Genomic DNA, 15,945 nt, shown 5'->3' on the forward strand with positions numbered 1-15,945 from the left:
GGCGCTGCCGGCTGACCACTCGCGCCGCCCGGGCAACAGGGGCATGATGAAGTTGCACGACGCCGGCGGACCGCCAGGCCCGCGGGACGCCGGCAAACAGGCCGGTCAAACGGACCGGCCAAACGGGCATTCAGCCCAGCGATGAAGAGTGATGGCCATGCATCTTGCGTTCGTCTCCATTCCCGCCCACGGACACGTGAACCCGACCCTGCCGCTGGTGGCGGAGCTTGTAGGCCGGGGGAACAGGGTCACGTACTTCACGTCGGCCGACTTCGGGCCGCGGATCCGCAACGCGGGCGCGGCCTTTCACGCCTCCGGCGGGAACTGGATGGCGTCGATGCCGGCGCTGGGGACCGGGCAACGGGCGCAGGCGCAGCTGATGCTGCCGATCATGAACCGGGTTTTCGAGGACCTCAGATCCAGCTTTCCGGCGCTGGTGGATCGCCTGCGGCAGGACCCGCCGGACGCCGTCTGCTTTGACGCGATGACGCTCAGCGGCAGCATGGCCGCAGAAAAAATCGGGGCCCCGGCCATTGCCCTCATGCCCACCTATGCCAGCAACGAACATTTCTCGCTGAGATCGCTGATGCCCGCCCCGCCACCGGAAGGCGCCGACGAGATGGCCAAGGTTGCGCTGGCCATGGGCAAGTTGCTGGCGGAGTTCGCGGCCGAGCAAGGTGTGCGGACGCCCCGGCTGTTCGACGGCCCGCCGGCGCCGTTCAACATCGTGTTCCTTCCCCGCGAGTTCCAGCCCATGGGGGCCACCTTCGATGACCGGTTCCGGTTTGTGGGGCCCAGCGTGGGCGGCCGGGACAGCGACGGTGCATGGGTCCGTGAGGGAACGGGTCCGTTGCTCTTCATATCGCTGGGGACCACTCCACTGAACCGCCGGCCGGACTTCTTCCGGATGTGCCTTGAGGCCTTCGGTGGCAGCGAGTGGGACGTCGCCATGGCCGTCGGGGACCAGACGGTCCTCGCCGATCTGGGGACGATTGCACCAAACGTCCAGGTCCGGCCCTTCTTCCCTCAACTGCTGATACTGCGTCAAACCGCTGTCTTCATTACCCACGCCGGCATGAATTCGACCATGGAGGCACTTTATTTCGCCGTCCCGCTAGTGGCCGTGCCACAGCAACCGGAGCAGGTGGCCACCGCCCGCAGGCTTGAAGAACTGGGTCTCGGCCGGCACCTTGCGGCGGAGGACGTCGGGCCCGACGCGCTCCGGGCCGCGGCCGCCGCGCTCCACACCGACGCCCGGGTCCGGCGGAACGTGACCGCAATGAGCGATATTGTCCGCAGCGCGGGAGGGGCCGTCGCTGCGGCCGACGCCATCGAAGCGCATGTGCGCCACGGGGCGGGGCGGTTCGGCAACGTCGGTTAGGGGAGCACGCTCGCGGGATATTCGCCGTGTGTCTTCAAGAACTCAGCTACCGTGGCCGCCAGGGACGCCCCCGCCTCGTCGGCACTACGCTTCGCGCCGGCAACGGCAAAGGAGTGGTCTCCGCCTTCGCGCCACTCCAAGGTCGCGTGAGGTCCGATTCTGGCGACCACGGCCTCCAGCAGTTCCGGGGTGGCGAACGTATCGCGCGTGCCCTGCAGGAAAAGCATCGGCAGAGTCAGCCCGTAGAGGTGCTCGTCGCGGAGTTTTTCCGGTTTGCCCGGCGGGTGCAGCGGATAGCCCAGGTAGACCAACCCGGCAGCCGGCATGCCTTCCGCCACCGCCATTGAGGCCATGCGCCCACCGAACGACTTCCCGGCGGCCCACAGCGGCCGGCCGGCGGACCGGGACACAGCGGCCTCCATGGCCGCCCGCCAAGCCGCGATTGCCGCCGGCGGCCTGTCAGGGAATTTCCGTCCCGCCTCCCGGTAGGGGAAGTTGAAACGCAGGGTGGCGACACCCAGAGCGTTCAGGGCGCGGGTGAAGCCCACGAGAAACGGATGGTCCATTCCCGCCCCGGCGCCGTGGGCAACAACCAAGGACGCGTAGGAGCCGTCGGGCTCGGCAAAGACGCCCGACACTGTGGCGTCGCCGACCTCAAAGGTGATCGGGAACTCGGGCGTTGTCATGCGTCCATCATGCCGCTTCCAGGGCAGTTCCGCTTCACGGCCCCTGCCACACCGTTCTCCACTAGGGCCCTCCACTTCCGTGACCACGACGCCGCCCGCCGGTTCGCGCTCTCCGCTCGCTGTGGCGGCTGCGCCCTTCAACTGTCCCCGCCGCCGGGGTAGGTTGTCCCCATGGCCAAGGAAGAAGTCCACCTCACTGTCAGCGGTCCGCACGGCGACCGGGAGTTGCGGGTGTCGAGTCCGGCGAGGGTCGTCTGGCCCAAGCTGGGACTGACCAAGCTGGACCTGGCGCGGTACATGGTGGACGTCGGCGATGCCTTCCTGGCGGCGAACGGGGACCGGCCGGTGACCCTCCAGCGGTTCAAGGACTCGGTGGACGGCGAGCAGTTCTTCTCCAAGAACCCGCCTAAAGGCGCCCCGGATTTCATCCGTTCGGTCGACGTCGTCTATCCCAGCGGACGCTCGCACCCCCAGCTGGTGATCGACGAAATCGCCGCAGCGGTGTGGGCGGTGCAGATGAATACCGTGGTCTTCCACCCTTGGCCCTCCCGGGCCGGCAACCCGGATAATCCGGACGAGTTGCGGATCGACCTCGACCCGCAGCCTGGAACGGGGTTCGCAGAGGCCGTTCCGGTGGCGCTGGAGTTGCGGCGCGTCCTCGCGGAGGCCGGGCTGGACGCCTTCATCAAGACTTCAGGCAACCGGGGGCTCCATGTCTTTGCCCCGATCGAGCCGACCCGGGAGTTCCTGGATGTGCGGCACGCGGTCATCGCGGCGGCGCGCGAACTCGAGCGGCGCCTGCCCGAGGAGGTAACCACCGCCTGGTGGAAGGAAGAACGCGGCGCCCGCATCTTCGCCGACTTCAACCAGGCGAACCGCGACCGCACGATAGCGGGGGCCTACAGCCCGCGCGCACTCGCCAATGCCACGGTGTCCTGCCCGATCCGCTGGGAGGAGCTCAAAGCCGTCGATCCCGGTGCCTTCACGATCGTCACCGTGCCGGAGCGGCTCAAAGCCTCCGGCGATCCGTGGGAGGGCATGCATTCGGGCAGCGCGGGCACCGTCGATCTCCTCCTGGAATGGTGGGACAGGGATGTCGAGGCCGGGTTGGGGGAGCTGCCGTTCCCGCCGGACTTTCCCAAGATGCCCGGGGAACCGCCGCGGGTCCAGCCCAGCCGGGCGCGCAACAGCGGCTGACCACTTCAACCACGAGGCGACCCTAGCCGGGATGATCCCCGGAAATCCGGAGTCGGGCTCCGCCCGCGACCTTGCCCGGGCATGAGGCTCCTGCGACGATGGCAAGGTGAACATGCCCATTGGCTACTGGGTCCGGCGCCTGGATGCGTCGCTGCAGGCACAACTCGATTCCACGCTGGCCGGTGTCCATCTGTCCAGAAGGCAGTGGCAGGTCCTCAACACGTTGGGCTCCGCCCCCGTCACGCCGGCGGAAATGCGGGATATCCTGCGGCCTTTCAACGCAGCGGACGGCGGCGGAGGGCAGGAGCGGGACCTGGCCGCGTTGGTTCGGCGGGGGCTGGTGCTCCTGCTGGATGGTCGCCTCGCCCTGACCGAGGCCGGCTCCGCTCTGCATTCGGAGGCAACCGGGCTGGCGGAAGCTGCCCGCCGTGAGCTCACGGCAGGCATCGGAGCGGATGAGTATGCCATGGCTGTCAGCGTCCTCGAACGCATGAGCAACAACGCGGACCGGCTCGCCTCGCGATAGAAGCGGTTGGGTGTGCCTCCGCACACGCTCATTCACGCCCGGCGCCGCAGCCGTCGGGGAGGTCAGTAACCCGCCAGGGTGATCGGAGCCCTGCGACAGGCAGCACTAGACCCAACAGTTGGCCGCTCCATCGGTGTGCCTGGGAGGAACTGTCTGAATCCCTGCGGCGGGGCTGGCACCACAGAGAGCATTAGTCGCAAGCCCCTGGGCCTTCATGGAATGCTGGGGTCATGACCTCCCGTTCCTCCGCTGTCCCCGCTTTAATGGCTGCCGCCGTCGGCTCTGAAACCTTCAGCCTCCGGCACGCGACCAAAGCTGACCTGCCACAAATTCTGCAGCTACTCGCCGACGATCAGCTCGGATCAACCCGAGAAAGGGCCGACGATCCGGACCCGTACGAGCTGGCTTTTGACGCAATCGACTCCGACCCCGCCCACCTTTTGGTAGTGGGAGAACTCGGCGGTGAGGTGGTGGCCACGTTCCAGCTCAGCTTCATCCCCGGCCTCTCCCGCAGGGGATCCTGGCGTGCACAGATTGAAGGGGTGCGAGTAGCCAAGCAGTTGCGAGGCCAGGGAACTGGTGCGGTCATGATGCGATGGGCCATTAAGCATGCACGTGAGCGCGGCTGCTCCCTCGTCCAGCTGACCACCGACAAATCCCGCCTCGCGGCCCACCGCTTTTACGAGCGCCTGGGCTTTGTCTGCAGCCACGAGGGCATGAAGCTCACCCTCTGACCCATTGCCGGGGGCCAGAACTTGCGTTCTGCGGCAGCCAGCGCCGCAGCCTTCCGCGCAGCATGCGGTGTCGACATGAGCCGGGTCATCAGTCACCTAGGTTGCCCCAAAGCCACTCGGAGTACGTCTCCCAGGCCTTTGGCCTATGCCGTGGACGTGGGCTGATGTTCACCAGACAGGTGCCCAAATCCTCTGGCGCCTTCCCGGGACGCGGCGGATACGGTAGGTTCATGCATTCCGTCGAGGCTGAGGCACTTATCAAAGCCCGAGACTCCACCGTCTGGGACATCATCACCGATGCAGGGAACTACACAGTTTGGGATTCCGGTATCACGCACGTCACGGGCGAACTGCGCAACGGTGGCACCATCAAAATCCGGACCAGCACCTGTGGGAGCCGCATCTTCCGGCTGCGTGTCCGGCAGAGGCCCGGCGAGGTGATGACCTGGACCGGGGGCCTGCCCCTGGGTCTGATCACCGGCGTATGCACGTTCACGCTTGAACCCCACGACGATGGCAAGACGCACCTGCGCGTGAAGGAGGAGATCACCGGCCCACTGCGCGGGCTAGTCGGGAAGGCCATGCCGGACGCGCGGCAGCCTCTCATCGATTACGTCAACGCCGTCAGGAAACGCTCAGAAATCCTCGGCCGACACGCTCAATGAGGTGATGGGCGGCGCCCCCGAGGCCGGCTCCGGACTTGGACGCGGAGCCGGCCTGTCAGGAAGTCGGCAAGAGGCGTGTGCCGAAGGCCCGTGTTCGCTAGGCGGGCCGCATCCCAGCCTCAAATTAGACGATAATAAGCAAGCGTGCAATAGTCCGGACCATCGCCGCGATTATGAGGCAGGTCCGGGACTAATTCGGTGACGGGTGCCGTTATGCAGTCGGGGGTGGAACCGGTTCTGCGCACAACGCCGCCTTTGAGCACCGATGGGAATGAGGTCACGTGACGACTACGCCTGCCGAGGGAGTCGGCTTCCGCTCCGAACGCGGACCTGTCCTTATTGCCCTGATGCTCTCTACGGGTCTGGTGGCGATTGACGCGACCGTTGTGGCGACAGCCGTGCCTGCGATCGTGCATGACATTGGCGGGTTCACGTCGTTCCCGTGGCTGTTCTCCGCCTACCTGCTGGCGCAGGCTGTGTCAGTCCCTGTCTACGCGAAGCTCTCCGACACCATCGGCCGCAAGCCGATCATGCTGATCGGAATTGGACTGTTCCTGCTCGGCTCGGTCCTGTGCGGAGTCGCGTGGAGCATGCCGGTGCTCATCGCCTTCCGCGTGGTCCAGGGCCTGGGCGCCGGAGCGGTCCAGCCGATGGCCATCACTATCGCCGGCGATATCTACGCCCTGGCAGAGCGGGCAAAAGTACAGGGCTACCTTGCGAGTGTGTGGGCCGTCTCCTCAGTGGTGGGCCCGACGCTCGGGGGAGTGTTTGCCACGCTCGGCATCTGGCGTGGCATTTTCCTCGTGAACATCCCGCTGTGCCTGGTGGCAGGATGGATGCTGGTCCGGTCGTTCCACGAGAACATCGAGCGCGTGAAGCACCGGGTCGACTATCTGGGCGCGGGGCTGCTCACGGTTTCGCTCACCCTGCTCATTCTCGGTGCCCTCGAGGGCGGCCAGGCCTGGGCCTGGAACTCCGCCATCAGCAGCGCAGTGTTCGCCGGCGGTGCGCTTTTGTTCGCCGCGTTCGTCCTCGCCGAACGGAGGGCAGCGGAGCCTGTCCTGCCCCCGTGGGTGGTGTCCCGGCGGCTGCTGGCGACGACGGCGATGGTCGCCTTCGGCGTGGGAGCAGTCATGCTTGGCATCACCTCTTACGTTCCCACCTTCCTCGTAGGAGCCCTCTCGACCTCCCCGATCCTGGCCGGGCTCGCCCTGGCGGCGCTGACCATCGGCTGGCCGATCAGTGCGTCCCAATCGGGCCGCCTGTATCTGCGGATCGGGTTCCGGAACACTGCGATGATCGGTATCACGGTCACCGTCATCGGCACGGCGGTCCTGGCCGTCACCGCTTCCGTCCCGAACGTTGCGCTGGTCGCAGGCAGTTGCTTCATCGTCGGACTCGGACTCGGGCTGGTCGCCACGCCGACCCTCATCGCCGCCCAGACGAGCGTCGAATGGAACGAGCGCGGGGTGGTGACCGGCACCAACCTTTTCGCCCGATCAATCGGCAGCTCCATCGGTGTCGCAGTGTTCGGGGCGATAGCAAACGCCGTCTACGCCGGCACTCCGCACGGTGACACGGATCCCGGTACCATCGTGGCGGCCTCTTCCGCCGTGTTCCTGGCGGTCATGATCGTCGCGCTGCTCACCGTCGTCGCCGTTATCGGGATGCCTGCCACAAAACCCGTCAAGCAGGTCCCCGCCGCCGTGCGGGGGTGATCCCAAGGTTCCAAGCCCTGGTGCGGCCTTCCGCCATCGGACTGCGGCCCGATGCCGTATTCAACGTCTGAGCCGCATCGTTCTCCAGCTCGCCGGTCCAGCGGTCCCACCGTCCGTTTGAGGTGCGTTTACGCCAGGTCGGGGGAGCTGTACACGATGTAATCCAACGCGGCGGGACCGGACATGGCCAGAGTGTTGTCGTCAGGCTTGATCCGGCGGCCTTCGAGGGCCGCCCAAAGAGCCTCGGCGGGCTCCGGCTCGGTGTGGTTTATCAGGCACCAGCTGGTGTACAACCCGTACAGCTCTTCCTCGTCCAACCCGCCGTCGGTTTCCCGGTCACTGGTCACGGCCTCTGCGAGGAACCGATCAAAATGCGCGCTCATATCCGTTCCCTTATCTCGTGTGCATCGCTGGGACGCTCCGTCACCGACACTGGGCAGTTGGGTCAGCGCCCGACTGCCAACGTTGAATTTATGCCAGGAAGACAACCCTGTCCAGTTCGGCTCAACCCGGCGGGTCAGGTGTTACTCGGACGCGTGTTGAAGGACCCCGGGGCCGAGATCGTCCACCGCTTGACCTGTCAACGGAACGATCATCGAACCGGCACCCATTCCGGTTCCCCATATTCAACTGCGCAGCAGGTAGCTGGCCACGCCGTCGGGGTTTGCTAGGGCGAGGAGGTGGCCGCCGGGCACGACGTCGGGCTCCACACCGAGGCGTTCGCGGGCGACCCGTCGTTGGAAATCCAGAGGAAAGAACCGGTCTGCCTCGCCGGTAAGCACACGGGTTGGGATCTTGGGCCATTGCGTGAAGTTGCATACCGAACCGAAAACCGCGTTTGCTTCCGGGCGCTGATGCGGTTCCCCTTCCGCCGCGATTTCCGGCGGAACGTCGTGCAGGAAGTAGGTGTCAATGTCGAACTCGGCACTGTACCCGTGGGCCCTGGCCGCGCTTTGCTGCGCTGCAGCCCAGCCGGTGTTGTCCCACCATGCGCCGGGGGTCTCGCCCGGTATAGGGATCATCGCATTCACCAGGATGAGCTTTCGGACGGAAGCGCGCTCACACACGAGCGGGGTGGTGAAGCCACCCAGCGACTGCGCAACAAGCACGACGTCGTTGCGCCCACCGATGGCGTCGAGAACCAGCCGCGCGTACTCCGGCAGCCCGGCGCCTTCATCGTCGCCGGGCAGATCGACCGCCACGGCGTCGTGCCCGGTCCCCTGAAGCAAAGGAACGACGTGGCTCCAGTACCAGGCTGCGCCGCCCGCTCCCGGGATCAGCACGAACGTATTCACGGCAGTACCAGCCAAACGCCGACGACGGGACCCCGGTTCCGGACCAGCAGGTGGCGCCCGTTGGGCTGCTTTCGCTTCAACACGGATCTCATCTCCCCATCTTCTCCCCGCCCTTATGGACGCCGGCAACCCCGGCAGCCGCTAACGGACCATTCGCATCTCGGGCAGTTCGTTCCAGTCAGGTGGAAGCAGTTTACGTTTCCCGTCGGTAACCGGACGATCGAATTGTCTCAGAGACCGTCGTCCTGGACTCGAACACATGACAGGCTTCGTCCTCGCTTCACCCCTTAGATAACGAGCGACAGCAGAGCCGCGGCCACCGCAGGGTCACCGTCCGAGGCCCTGGCCAGCGCCAAAGCGGACGTGGAGCGCGGTCCCGATGGCGCCGTCGGCTACTGGCGTGGCATAAGCTTCCGGTATGGGACTAATAATCACACTACTTATCATTTGGCTTGTACTTTCGATCCTTGGCTTCGCCGTGAAGGGCCTACTTTGGTTGGCGATCATTGCTCTGGTGCTGCTGGTGGCCACGGCTGTTTGGGGCTGGGTGAAGCGCAAGGCCAAAGCCTGACGCTCAACCTGATCGCTCAACGGCGGCGGCCGGTCCCACACGGGACCGGCCGCCGCTTTCGTGCGCCCTGACTGCTTGAAACCTGAAAACAACTCTTGCCTGTGACATCGAAAAGCACAGATCTGGGTGATGGTCCCACCCATCATCACTAGTGGTTGTCCCGCACCAAGAAGTTTGGGGCCACCTGCCTGCAGCCCGGCTCACCTTTAACGGACTCGAGGTTCTTCTTCACGGCCGCGGGAACCGGGTGGACAAGCAGCTTTGGGCGGCACTGACGCCCATCGTGGAAATGGCGATAAGGAGATGGCGCGTCCCGGATTCGGGCCCTTGGGAAATCCGCACCCCAGGCCGTACGTTCACCTACTCGGCGGCGCTTTGCTTCGTCGCCATTGACCGCGGCAGCGGAGACAGGGGCTCCGGGTAGGGGACAGACGAACGGCTCGCATGCGATCAGGAGTCTTCTGAACCCGCCCCTTCGACGGGACCGTCCCACGACCAGTGTTGGATGGGCAGGCCGTCCGGAACGTCCTCTGCGGAGCGGTGGTACCGGGACATCGTGGTGGTGGTCGACCACGCGAAGTAGTCGTGCAGCACCTTGCGGAGAGGCTTCTCCTCGGTGAGTCCGACGTCGGTCATTGCCTGATCGAAGCAGGCGATCGCTCTACGGTCCATATCCTCGTGCGGCCCGTTGCCGCTGTGCATCCGCACCACAGAGGTCTCGTCGCCGTAGGAGTCTGAATAGGTTGTCGGGCCACCTAAAGCCTCCGCCCAGTAGGCGGCCAGCCGCCGCCTATGCTCGGGATGGAAGCCATGGCTGAACGCGTGGCCGACCACCTCGTCGGCCGTTGCCCTGGTATGCCATGCGCCGGCCAGCGCCAGGAAAAAGGGGGCTCCGCCAGCAGCTTCGTACACCGTCTGCATCCTGCAACGATGGCATGCCCCACCCTTGTACGGAAGGGGCCGGCTCAGCGAAGGACGCGGTAGCGGATGTGGGTCGCCTCCGTGGAAAATTTTCGACGACAGGTGCGGTGTCTTTTCACCCGAACAGCCGCATCACCTGGTGGAACACAAGCGGCCAAATGACCGACGGCCTCCCGGCTCATACTCATGCGGGCTCCCACGCGAACCCGTCCGGGTCGGTGAACGGGCCTGCGTCGCTGCCTATCGTGAGACGGTGCGAACCGGTGCCCTCCGGAGGGACGCCGGCATCCTTGGCGAGAGCGCGGCGCCCGTAGAGCCCCAGCTTGATGGGACTCGCCGGCATGGCGAACTCGACGTACTTGCCGAAGCTTTTCCCGACGGCGAGTCCGTGGTCGACGTAGAACCGTTTGCTCGCAGCAACGTCGGTGGCCGCTACCAGCAGCACGATCTGGTCAATCTGTCTGGTGGCCGGACCGGTGTCCTTCCTCGCCGACGTCGCGACCTTCCAGATCGCTCCATCGGGAGCCTGAACGACGCCGCCATAGCCCCACAGTGACTTTTGGGCCGGCTTCAGCGTCGTGGCACCAGCCGCCAGAGCAGTGTCGATCAGGCTGCTGACGGTGGACGGCTGCGACACTATGAGCGACATCGTGAACCCGCGGAACCCGGCCGTCGGGGCATCCGAAGCTCGCACGCGCACCTGCGTTCCCAATCCGAAGGCAGCAGTGTAGAAGGCGGTGGCGGCCGCGGGGTCAGGTACTTCGAGGGTCACTGATTCGATGGAGGTCATGGCAGGTCCTTCGGAAGGGTGGGCAGGTCGTGTTGATGACTTTATGCTGTGGCCCCCCTGATCGCTTCTCCGATCCTGATCGATCCGTCCCGCATGCGGCCGAACATCCGGCTCGGCCTCGGTTACCTTCGGGTTGGATGACCGGCGCTGGCTACGAGCTGGTGCTCGATGCCAGCACGCCCAGCCCGAGTGCGGCGATGATGCCGCTGCTGCCGCGTTCGAGCCAGCTGCTCACTCGCGGACGCTGCAGCCACGCCATTGCCTTCGCTGCCGCGATGGATACGGCGGCCAGATAGAGGAAACCGATAATGCTCTCGATGGCACCAAGCACCATCGCGGTGTCCAGAGTGTTGCCGCCGTGCGGAATGAATTGCGGCACGACGGCGAGGTAGAACAGGCCGACTTTGGGGTTGAGCAGTGTGGAGAGCGCGCCGGCGCCGAACCCTGTCATTCGGCTGTAGCTCCGGCGGGGAGCGTGTCCGGCCGTTGCTGAGGGTGTTGTGCGGCGGGCCCGGATCAGCGACGAGATGCCCAGGTACAGCAGGTACAACCCGCCCGCGATCTTTAGCCAGCGGAATACTTCGGCGGAGTCCTCCAGCACTGCGGCGAGACCCACCCCCACCAGCCCGGCCCAGACCAGGGATGCCAGTGCCGAGCCGAGCGCCGCGGCAAGGCCGGCCACGGCACTCTGCAGGGAGATCCGCAGCACCAGGAACGTATCTGGGCCGGGGGTGACGGAGAGCAGCAGGCACAGGCCGGCAAAAGCCAGCAGGGTTACAGCGGTCATGCGCACCATTGTCCGGGTGCAGCTTGCCTGGTTGCAATTGCAGCGAGGCACGGCCGGGGAGGCAGTCAAACGCGACCCGACGTTCTTCTCGAGGGCAGCGAGCTGCGCTGCGTCCCAGGAGCAGGAATGTGCGCTGGTACCACGGAACCGAGAAGTCCCACGGCAAGCGCGTCCTGGGTCATCAGAGGAGGATGACCATCAGCGCGATCAGGTACAGGATGGTGGCAATGCCAAGAAGGTAAAACCATAGGGTGTCCTTCGGCTCCTCGTCTGGGTCGGTCCGCTGAAAATCGCGGTCATCCGGCCCATCTTCGGGCATTTCTCGGGCGTTGCCGGGTTCGACGATCCTGACGGGGGTCACGTCGTTGGTTGCGGGTTGCCGCCGCGGAATCTGGGCGTGTTCATCATCCAGCCCGCGGCGCATAAACCGGTTCTGGAGAGTGAAAGCGGCGGAATGTGCCTTGAGCTTCATGATTGGTTCCTCCTTCCTGCCTGGTGGTACCTGAAGGGGCGGCGGCCATCCACGAGGTCGCTTCGGTATGGACACCGGCTCGATATGTCGTTAGCCGCGAGGAGGCCGGGGGGCGTCTTCAGGCTGGTGACATCAAGGGCAGCACCGGCCCCAGCCCGGCGGTTCCGCGCGCGCCGTCGGCTCGGCACGAGCCTTCCACGGCCGCGAGTATTGTTGGGGCCCTCTGGCATTGACCGCCTTAAACGATTACCCCTCTGTTTTGGGTCTATTTCAAGGGTGATCGACGGTCTTTCTGGAGAAGAATCCGTTCAGAGCAGGGATCTGCGCAGCGAGGGCGGCTGCGCCGTGCCCGTTGCGCGGCCTTCGCCGGGCTTGACCGGCCCGCTAGTCGCCGGCGGCGTCGCGGCCGCGGCGCACGATCAGCCGGTCGGGGCCGTGGACCACAGTTGTGTCCTTGTCCTCGTAGTCGAACTGGTTGAGGAAGAAGCGCATGGCGTTGATCCGGCCCCGCTTCTTGTCGTTGAACTTGATGGTGATCCACGGCGCATGGTCCGTGTCGGTCCGCAGGAACGTCTCCTCCTTGGCTGCCGTGTACTCCTCCCACCGGTCCAGGGAGGCCAGGTCTATCGGGGAGAGCTTCCAGCGCCGCACCGGGTCTATCTGCCGGATCGCAAAGCGGGTGCGCTGCTCGTGGCGGGTCACGGAGAACCAGAACTTGGTCAGGTGGATTCCGGAGTCCACCAGCATCCTCTCGAAGAGCGGCGCCTGAATCATGAAAGTGTCGAATTCCTGCTCCGTGCAGAAGCCCATGACCCGCTCCACATTTGCCCGGTTGTACCAGGAACGGTCGAACATCACGATCTCCCCGGCCGTGGGCAGATGCTGGATGTAGCGCTGGAAGTACCACTGGCCAAGTTCGCGGTCCGACGGTTTGCTCAATGCCACGGCCCGGGCCGAGCGGGGATTCAGGTGCTCGGTGAAGCGCTTGATCGTTCCGCCCTTGCCGGCCGCATCCCGGCCCTCGAATACGATCACGTGCCGGAGCTCCTGGTCCTGGCCCCAGTACTGGAACTTCAGCAGTTCAACCTGGAGCCGGTATTTCTCCAGCTCGTACTCCTCACGGGACATCCGCTCGTCGTAGGGGTAGTCTTCCCGCCACGTCTGCACGGCCGAACCGCCCGGGTGGATCAGCTCCGGATCCTCGCCTTGCCCCCCGCGCACGGTGTACCCCATCTCCACCAGATGGTCGATGGCCTCCCTCAGGTTTTCCCGGAGCCAACCTTGATCCTCGGGTGTCCACGTCCTGTCCGCATGCGCCATCCCCAGCCTCCTTCCGGCCCCGCTGAACCGTCGCCGGCTTTCTAGGGTGCCGGCAGCGTTCGATGCTCAACTGAGTTCATAGAATGCGACCAGCCTAAGCCGACAGGTGGAGCTCACGATAGGGATGGGCTTCAAAGTGATCCTCCGGCCGCTTCCGGCGTTCCGGAGTCGTGGCTCCCTCCGGTCTGGCCGGCGTGATGCCCGCCGGATCCCCGGTAGCCGCCGCCACCTCCTTGGTCGCCGACGCGTTCACGGGCCAGGAAGTTTTCGACGTCGAAGAGGTTGTCCGCGCGCCGGGCAATGTTCAGCAGGGTGGTCATCGAGGCGATCTCTTCGACCTGCTCCTTGAGGAACCAGAGCATGAATTGCTCGCCCAGGGCGTCATTCTCAGCCCTGGCTGCGGCGAAGATGGCCTTGATGTTCTCGGTGACTTCCTGTTCCTGCGCGAGGGCCAGGGCGAGGGGCTCCTCGACGTCAGCGAAGTCGTTGCGGACCGGATCAATGCCCGGGATGGCGACTTTGAGTCCGCGGTCCAGGATGTAGCGGACCATCATCATGGCGTGGTTGCGCTCTTCCAGCGACTGGCGGTAGAAGTGTTTGGCCAGCTGCGGAAGGTCCTGCCCGTCAAACCATGCGGCCACGGCGACGTATTGGTGGGAGGCGGCGAATTCGTTGCCGACCTGGCGGGTGAGCAGTTCAGTAAATTTAGTGGATTCCATCGGGATCTCCTTACGGGGGTCGGTGTGGGCGACTGTGGACGGAGCTGGCCGGGGTCGGCCGCGCTGTCGATTTGCAGGGGGTCTTGCTTCGAGCGTCCCGGATGCATGATGGCCGGTCAATAGCCTGCGGTTCCTGGTCGCGGAAGCTTGCCCACAAACAAGAACTGTGAGGATTGGTGTGGCTGGTCTGGGACTGGCTGGCAGAGTAGGTGCTGGCCGTTCCGCCCTGTGGTCGCGACTCAAACAAGAACTGGCCCCCGTCGGGTGCCCTTCCGTCGACTCGTCCGTCCATGGGGTGGGCGGCCGGTACCTGCCCGGCCCACATCGGTGACTTGATCAGAAGGTTGCCCGCCCTGTTTGACGGGGCGTGGCTCGTCACAGTGCTGTTCCGAAGTGACCTCTACCCGGATTGGTACCGGCCGTGCGCGGCCCTGATCATATCCGCGAAATTGAGGAAGGTGCCTGAACCGCTATGCCTATCGTTGCGCATTCCCGCCCGTTTGTCGTCGGCGTCGACACTCACGCCAGGAACCATGTCTACGCCATCATCGCCACCTCAACCGGCGAACTGCTTCAGACCCGGGATTTCCCCACCACCAGCGCCGGCATCAACCGGGCCATCGCCTGGGTGGCGCGCCGCACCGGCGCCGACCTGGCCACCTTGTGGGTGATCGAGGGCGTCGCCTCATACGGCGCCCTGCTGGCCGCCGCCGTGGGCACTGCCGGCTACCCGGTCGCCGAAGCGGCGCGCATGGATGCCCGTGCCCAGCACGGGCATGGCAAGTCCGATCCGTTGGACGCGCACCGGATCGCCGCAGCCGTCCTGCGACCAGTTCTCGCTGCGGGTTGTCGTATTTCTCCAGCCACAGATCCACATCGGGATTCCGGTTTTCCATAGTTGCCACCCTGTGAGGCCTCGCTATGCGGATTCGAGAACGCTTTTGAGGTTGGTCAGTTGCGCGACTTCGGCATTCATGGTGCGGACAATCACCGGACCCACGAGTTTCATGAGTCCCTTGGGCTGCAGATCCAACGTGAACAGGACAGTCGTTCCGCCGGACGCTGCACTGAGCCGGTAAGCGCCGGCCGGGCGGGCAGGGCCGGCCACGACCTGGAAGCCCAGATGCTTTCCGGGGTCCGCAGCCGTGATTTCGTAGTCACCGACGATAGGCCGGCCGCCCGGACCCGTGAGAGTCTGGCTGTACACGGCACCGAGGTCCCCGGGTGTTCCACTTTTCAGTGTGATGTCCTGCACCCCCGAACGCCATGCCGGGTTGTTCAGCCCATCGGCGAGGAACGCATAGACATCCTCCGGCGAACGGTTAATGGTGGTCTCGTTCTCGGCGTGAGCCATGCATACCCGTACTGGTTCTTGGTCCCGGCCGATTCCCGGCCAGCCGATCGATGTTGTCCATACTGTACGTCGTGCGGCCCTGGCCGGCCCGCGCCCGGTCCAGGTGTCCTCCGGATCGTGCCGTCGCGGCCGACGTCGACCGCTGTGAGAGGGAGCCGTCTAGCGGTCCACCGGGCGCCGGCACCTAGCGGATTGCCTCTTCCCGCTCTTCAGCCATGGGACTCAGCGTCAAGCCGCTGGTGTGGATGAGGGTGCCGAGCAGGGATCGTGCGGCCGCGAGCAGGACGTTGACCTCAGGGCTGGCCAGTTCATAAAACAGCCGCCCGTCGCGTCGCGAGGGGACAATGAGGCGCTGGCGGCGGAGCAGGCTCAAATGCTGGGAGAGGTTCGACGGCTCCAGACCCGTGTTGTCGCGCAGTCTGCTCACGGCAACGGGCCCGTCCGCGAGCATTTCCAGGAGCTGGATTCGAGCAGGGTGGCCCATGGACTTGAAAAGTTCGGCCTTAACATCGGTCAGGACCATACTTGTGGGAAGATCATCCGGCATCGGGACCTCCCTCCTTCACATTCAAATATTCTGGGCCGCGCATCTGTGCAGAACCCGCCGACAGGAAAACTAACACGTGCGAGACAGAAAAGTCTGTCTTGCATCGCCCACGATCGGTCCGCCCGCACATTTATCGTAGCGCCGGACCGCTGCCGTGTCGCCGCCGCCGGAAGACAAAGTGGTACCTCTTGCGCAGATGAGAACCGTAGTTCAGACTTTCATGAATTCATCAATTCGATTCGGCCTTCTATGAGTGGCCGGC

At 65.1% G+C, this 15,945-nt stretch carries 18 protein-coding genes and 1 pseudogene; 8 read left to right on the forward strand and 11 right to left on the reverse strand.

Going from position 1 to position 15,945, the window contains the following annotated elements; all coding sequences use genetic code 11:
* The first annotated feature begins 157 nt into the window (after positions 1-157).
* Positions 158-1,381 (forward strand): macrolide family glycosyltransferase, encoded by a 1,224-nt coding sequence (locus MRBLAR12_RS01555; RefSeq protein WP_364742974.1) that lies wholly within the window; start codon positions 158-160, stop codon positions 1,379-1,381.
* Here the strand turns inward: MRBLAR12_RS01555 and MRBLAR12_RS01560 are convergent.
* Entirely contained in the window at positions 1,378-2,067 is a 690-nt protein-coding gene (locus MRBLAR12_RS01560) for an alpha/beta family hydrolase (RefSeq protein ID WP_364742976.1), read from the reverse strand. The genes MRBLAR12_RS01555 and MRBLAR12_RS01560 overlap by 4 nt on opposite strands.
* Positions 2,068-2,238: 171 nt before the next feature.
* On the opposite strand from MRBLAR12_RS01560, the gene ligD reads away from it, so the two are divergent.
* The 5 genes from ligD (at position 2,239) to MRBLAR12_RS01585 (ending at position 6,907) form a co-directional block, all read left to right on the forward strand.
* A complete protein-coding gene (gene ligD, locus MRBLAR12_RS01565; RefSeq protein WP_364742979.1) occupies positions 2,239-3,264 on the forward strand; it encodes a non-homologous end-joining DNA ligase in 1,026 nt (341 codons plus the stop codon).
* 112 nt (positions 3,265-3,376) lie between these two features.
* Positions 3,377-3,790 carry a MarR family transcriptional regulator gene (locus tag MRBLAR12_RS01570; protein ID WP_364743725.1) on the forward strand — a complete coding sequence of 138 codons (414 nt, stop codon included), beginning with the start codon at positions 3,377-3,379 and terminating at the stop codon, positions 3,788-3,790.
* 230 nt (positions 3,791-4,020) lie between these two features.
* Positions 4,021-4,524, forward strand: coding sequence for a GNAT family N-acetyltransferase (locus tag MRBLAR12_RS01575; RefSeq protein WP_364742982.1), 504 nt, complete (start codon positions 4,021-4,023; stop codon positions 4,522-4,524).
* 230 nt (positions 4,525-4,754) lie between these two features.
* Positions 4,755-5,189: an SRPBCC family protein gene (locus tag MRBLAR12_RS01580; RefSeq protein WP_364742985.1), complete on the forward strand. Its 435-nt coding sequence runs from the start codon at positions 4,755-4,757 to the stop codon at positions 5,187-5,189.
* A 281-nt stretch (positions 5,190-5,470) separates the two neighbouring features.
* The gene (locus tag MRBLAR12_RS01585) at positions 5,471-6,907 is read left to right on the forward strand and encodes an MFS transporter (RefSeq protein WP_364742988.1); all 1,437 of its coding nucleotides are present in this window, start codon (positions 5,471-5,473) and stop codon (positions 6,905-6,907) included.
* A 128-nt stretch (positions 6,908-7,035) separates the two neighbouring features.
* Here the strand turns inward: MRBLAR12_RS01585 and MRBLAR12_RS01590 are convergent, their stop codons facing one another.
* Together MRBLAR12_RS01590 and MRBLAR12_RS01595 are read right to left on the reverse strand one after the other, a co-directional pair.
* Positions 7,036-7,290 (reverse strand): hypothetical protein, encoded by a 255-nt coding sequence (locus tag MRBLAR12_RS01590; RefSeq protein ID WP_229992340.1) that lies wholly within the window; start codon positions 7,288-7,290, stop codon positions 7,036-7,038.
* 243 nt (positions 7,291-7,533) lie between these two features.
* On the reverse strand, positions 7,534-8,202 hold the full coding sequence (locus MRBLAR12_RS01595; protein ID WP_364742991.1) for an alpha/beta fold hydrolase: 669 nt from the start codon (positions 8,200-8,202) through the stop codon (positions 7,534-7,536).
* 418 nt (positions 8,203-8,620) lie between these two features.
* Between MRBLAR12_RS01595 and MRBLAR12_RS01600 the strand changes: the two genes are divergently transcribed.
* Positions 8,621-8,773 (forward strand): hypothetical protein, encoded by a 153-nt coding sequence (locus tag MRBLAR12_RS01600; RefSeq protein ID WP_229992342.1) that lies wholly within the window; start codon positions 8,621-8,623, stop codon positions 8,771-8,773.
* A 450-nt stretch (positions 8,774-9,223) separates the two neighbouring features.
* On the opposite strand, the gene MRBLAR12_RS01605 is transcribed toward MRBLAR12_RS01600, so the two are convergent.
* The 6 genes from MRBLAR12_RS01605 to MRBLAR12_RS01630 form a co-directional block, all read right to left on the reverse strand.
* Entirely contained in the window at positions 9,224-9,694 is a 471-nt protein-coding gene (locus tag MRBLAR12_RS01605) for a group II truncated hemoglobin (RefSeq protein WP_364742994.1), read from the reverse strand.
* A gap of 184 nt (positions 9,695-9,878) precedes the next feature.
* On the reverse strand, positions 9,879-10,484 hold the full coding sequence (locus MRBLAR12_RS01610) for a glyoxalase (RefSeq protein WP_364742997.1): 606 nt from the start codon (positions 10,482-10,484) through the stop codon (positions 9,879-9,881).
* Between the two features lie 151 nt (positions 10,485-10,635).
* A complete protein-coding gene (locus MRBLAR12_RS01615) occupies positions 10,636-11,271 on the reverse strand; it encodes a LysE family translocator (protein ID WP_364743000.1) in 636 nt (211 codons plus the stop codon).
* 181 nt (positions 11,272-11,452) lie between these two features.
* Positions 11,453-11,743: a hypothetical protein gene (locus MRBLAR12_RS01620; RefSeq protein WP_364743003.1), complete on the reverse strand. Its 291-nt coding sequence runs from the start codon at positions 11,741-11,743 to the stop codon at positions 11,453-11,455.
* A 384-nt stretch (positions 11,744-12,127) separates the two neighbouring features.
* Positions 12,128-13,063, reverse strand: a complete 936-nt coding sequence (gene ppk2 / locus MRBLAR12_RS01625; protein ID WP_229992348.1) for a polyphosphate kinase 2 — start codon at positions 13,061-13,063, stop codon at positions 12,128-12,130.
* A gap of 131 nt (positions 13,064-13,194) precedes the next feature.
* Positions 13,195-13,782 (reverse strand): ferritin, encoded by a 588-nt coding sequence (locus MRBLAR12_RS01630; RefSeq protein ID WP_364743005.1) that lies wholly within the window; start codon positions 13,780-13,782, stop codon positions 13,195-13,197.
* A gap of 472 nt (positions 13,783-14,254) precedes the next feature.
* Between MRBLAR12_RS01630 and MRBLAR12_RS01635 the strand changes: the two are divergent.
* Positions 14,255-14,635 (forward strand): annotated as a pseudogene (locus MRBLAR12_RS01635) (IS110 family transposase); the annotation flags it as partial.
* A gap of 66 nt (positions 14,636-14,701) precedes the next feature.
* Here the strand turns inward: MRBLAR12_RS01635 and MRBLAR12_RS01640 are convergent.
* Positions 14,702-15,136: an SRPBCC family protein gene (locus tag MRBLAR12_RS01640; protein ID WP_229992350.1), complete on the reverse strand. Its 435-nt coding sequence runs from the start codon at positions 15,134-15,136 to the stop codon at positions 14,702-14,704.
* A 184-nt stretch (positions 15,137-15,320) separates the two neighbouring features.
* The gene (locus MRBLAR12_RS01645; protein WP_229992351.1) at positions 15,321-15,683 is read right to left on the reverse strand and encodes an ArsR/SmtB family transcription factor; all 363 of its coding nucleotides are present in this window, start codon (positions 15,681-15,683) and stop codon (positions 15,321-15,323) included.
* Positions 15,684-15,945 lie beyond the last annotated feature (262 nt).

The organism is Arthrobacter sp. LAR12-1-1.1, from assembly GCF_040676555.1.
Lineage (GTDB): Bacteria > Actinomycetota > Actinomycetes > Actinomycetales > Micrococcaceae > Arthrobacter.

What these genes read in the sequence shown, in the direction of transcription:
- MRBLAR12_RS01620 (WP_364743003.1), bottom strand. Translation starts at nt 11,743, where the DNA reads ATGAAGCTCAAGGCACATTCCGCCGCTTTCACTCTCCAGAACCGGTTT.
- MRBLAR12_RS01605 (WP_364742994.1), bottom strand. Translation starts at nt 9,694, where the DNA reads ATGCAGACGGTGTACGAAGCTGCTGGCGGAGCCCCCTTTTTCCTGGCG.
- MRBLAR12_RS01555 (WP_364742974.1), top strand. Translation starts at nt 158, where the DNA reads ATGCATCTTGCGTTCGTCTCCATTCCCGCCCACGGACACGTGAACCCG.
- MRBLAR12_RS01575 (WP_364742982.1), top strand. Translation starts at nt 4,021, where the DNA reads ATGACCTCCCGTTCCTCCGCTGTCCCCGCTTTAATGGCTGCCGCCGTC.
- MRBLAR12_RS01580 (WP_364742985.1), top strand. Translation starts at nt 4,755, where the DNA reads ATGCATTCCGTCGAGGCTGAGGCACTTATCAAAGCCCGAGACTCCACC.
- MRBLAR12_RS01560 (WP_364742976.1), bottom strand. Translation starts at nt 2,067, where the DNA reads ATGACAACGCCCGAGTTCCCGATCACCTTTGAGGTCGGCGACGCCACA.
- MRBLAR12_RS01590 (WP_229992340.1), bottom strand. Translation starts at nt 7,290, where the DNA reads ATGAGCGCGCATTTTGATCGGTTCCTCGCAGAGGCCGTGACCAGTGAC.
- ppk2 (WP_229992348.1), bottom strand. Translation starts at nt 13,063, where the DNA reads ATGGCGCATGCGGACAGGACGTGGACACCCGAGGATCAAGGTTGGCTC.
- MRBLAR12_RS01630 (WP_364743005.1), bottom strand. Translation starts at nt 13,782, where the DNA reads ATGGAATCCACTAAATTTACTGAACTGCTCACCCGCCAGGTCGGCAAC.
- MRBLAR12_RS01640 (WP_229992350.1), bottom strand. Translation starts at nt 15,136, where the DNA reads ATGGCTCACGCCGAGAACGAGACCACCATTAACCGTTCGCCGGAGGAT.
- MRBLAR12_RS01615 (WP_364743000.1), bottom strand. Translation starts at nt 11,271, where the DNA reads ATGACCGCTGTAACCCTGCTGGCTTTTGCCGGCCTGTGCCTGCTGCTC.
- MRBLAR12_RS01600 (WP_229992342.1), top strand. Translation starts at nt 8,621, where the DNA reads ATGGGACTAATAATCACACTACTTATCATTTGGCTTGTACTTTCGATC.
- ligD (WP_364742979.1), top strand. Translation starts at nt 2,239, where the DNA reads ATGGCCAAGGAAGAAGTCCACCTCACTGTCAGCGGTCCGCACGGCGAC.
- MRBLAR12_RS01570 (WP_364743725.1), top strand. Translation starts at nt 3,377, where the DNA reads ATGCCCATTGGCTACTGGGTCCGGCGCCTGGATGCGTCGCTGCAGGCA.
- MRBLAR12_RS01645 (WP_229992351.1), bottom strand. Translation starts at nt 15,683, where the DNA reads ATGCCGGATGATCTTCCCACAAGTATGGTCCTGACCGATGTTAAGGCC.
- MRBLAR12_RS01610 (WP_364742997.1), bottom strand. Translation starts at nt 10,484, where the DNA reads ATGACCTCCATCGAATCAGTGACCCTCGAAGTACCTGACCCCGCGGCC.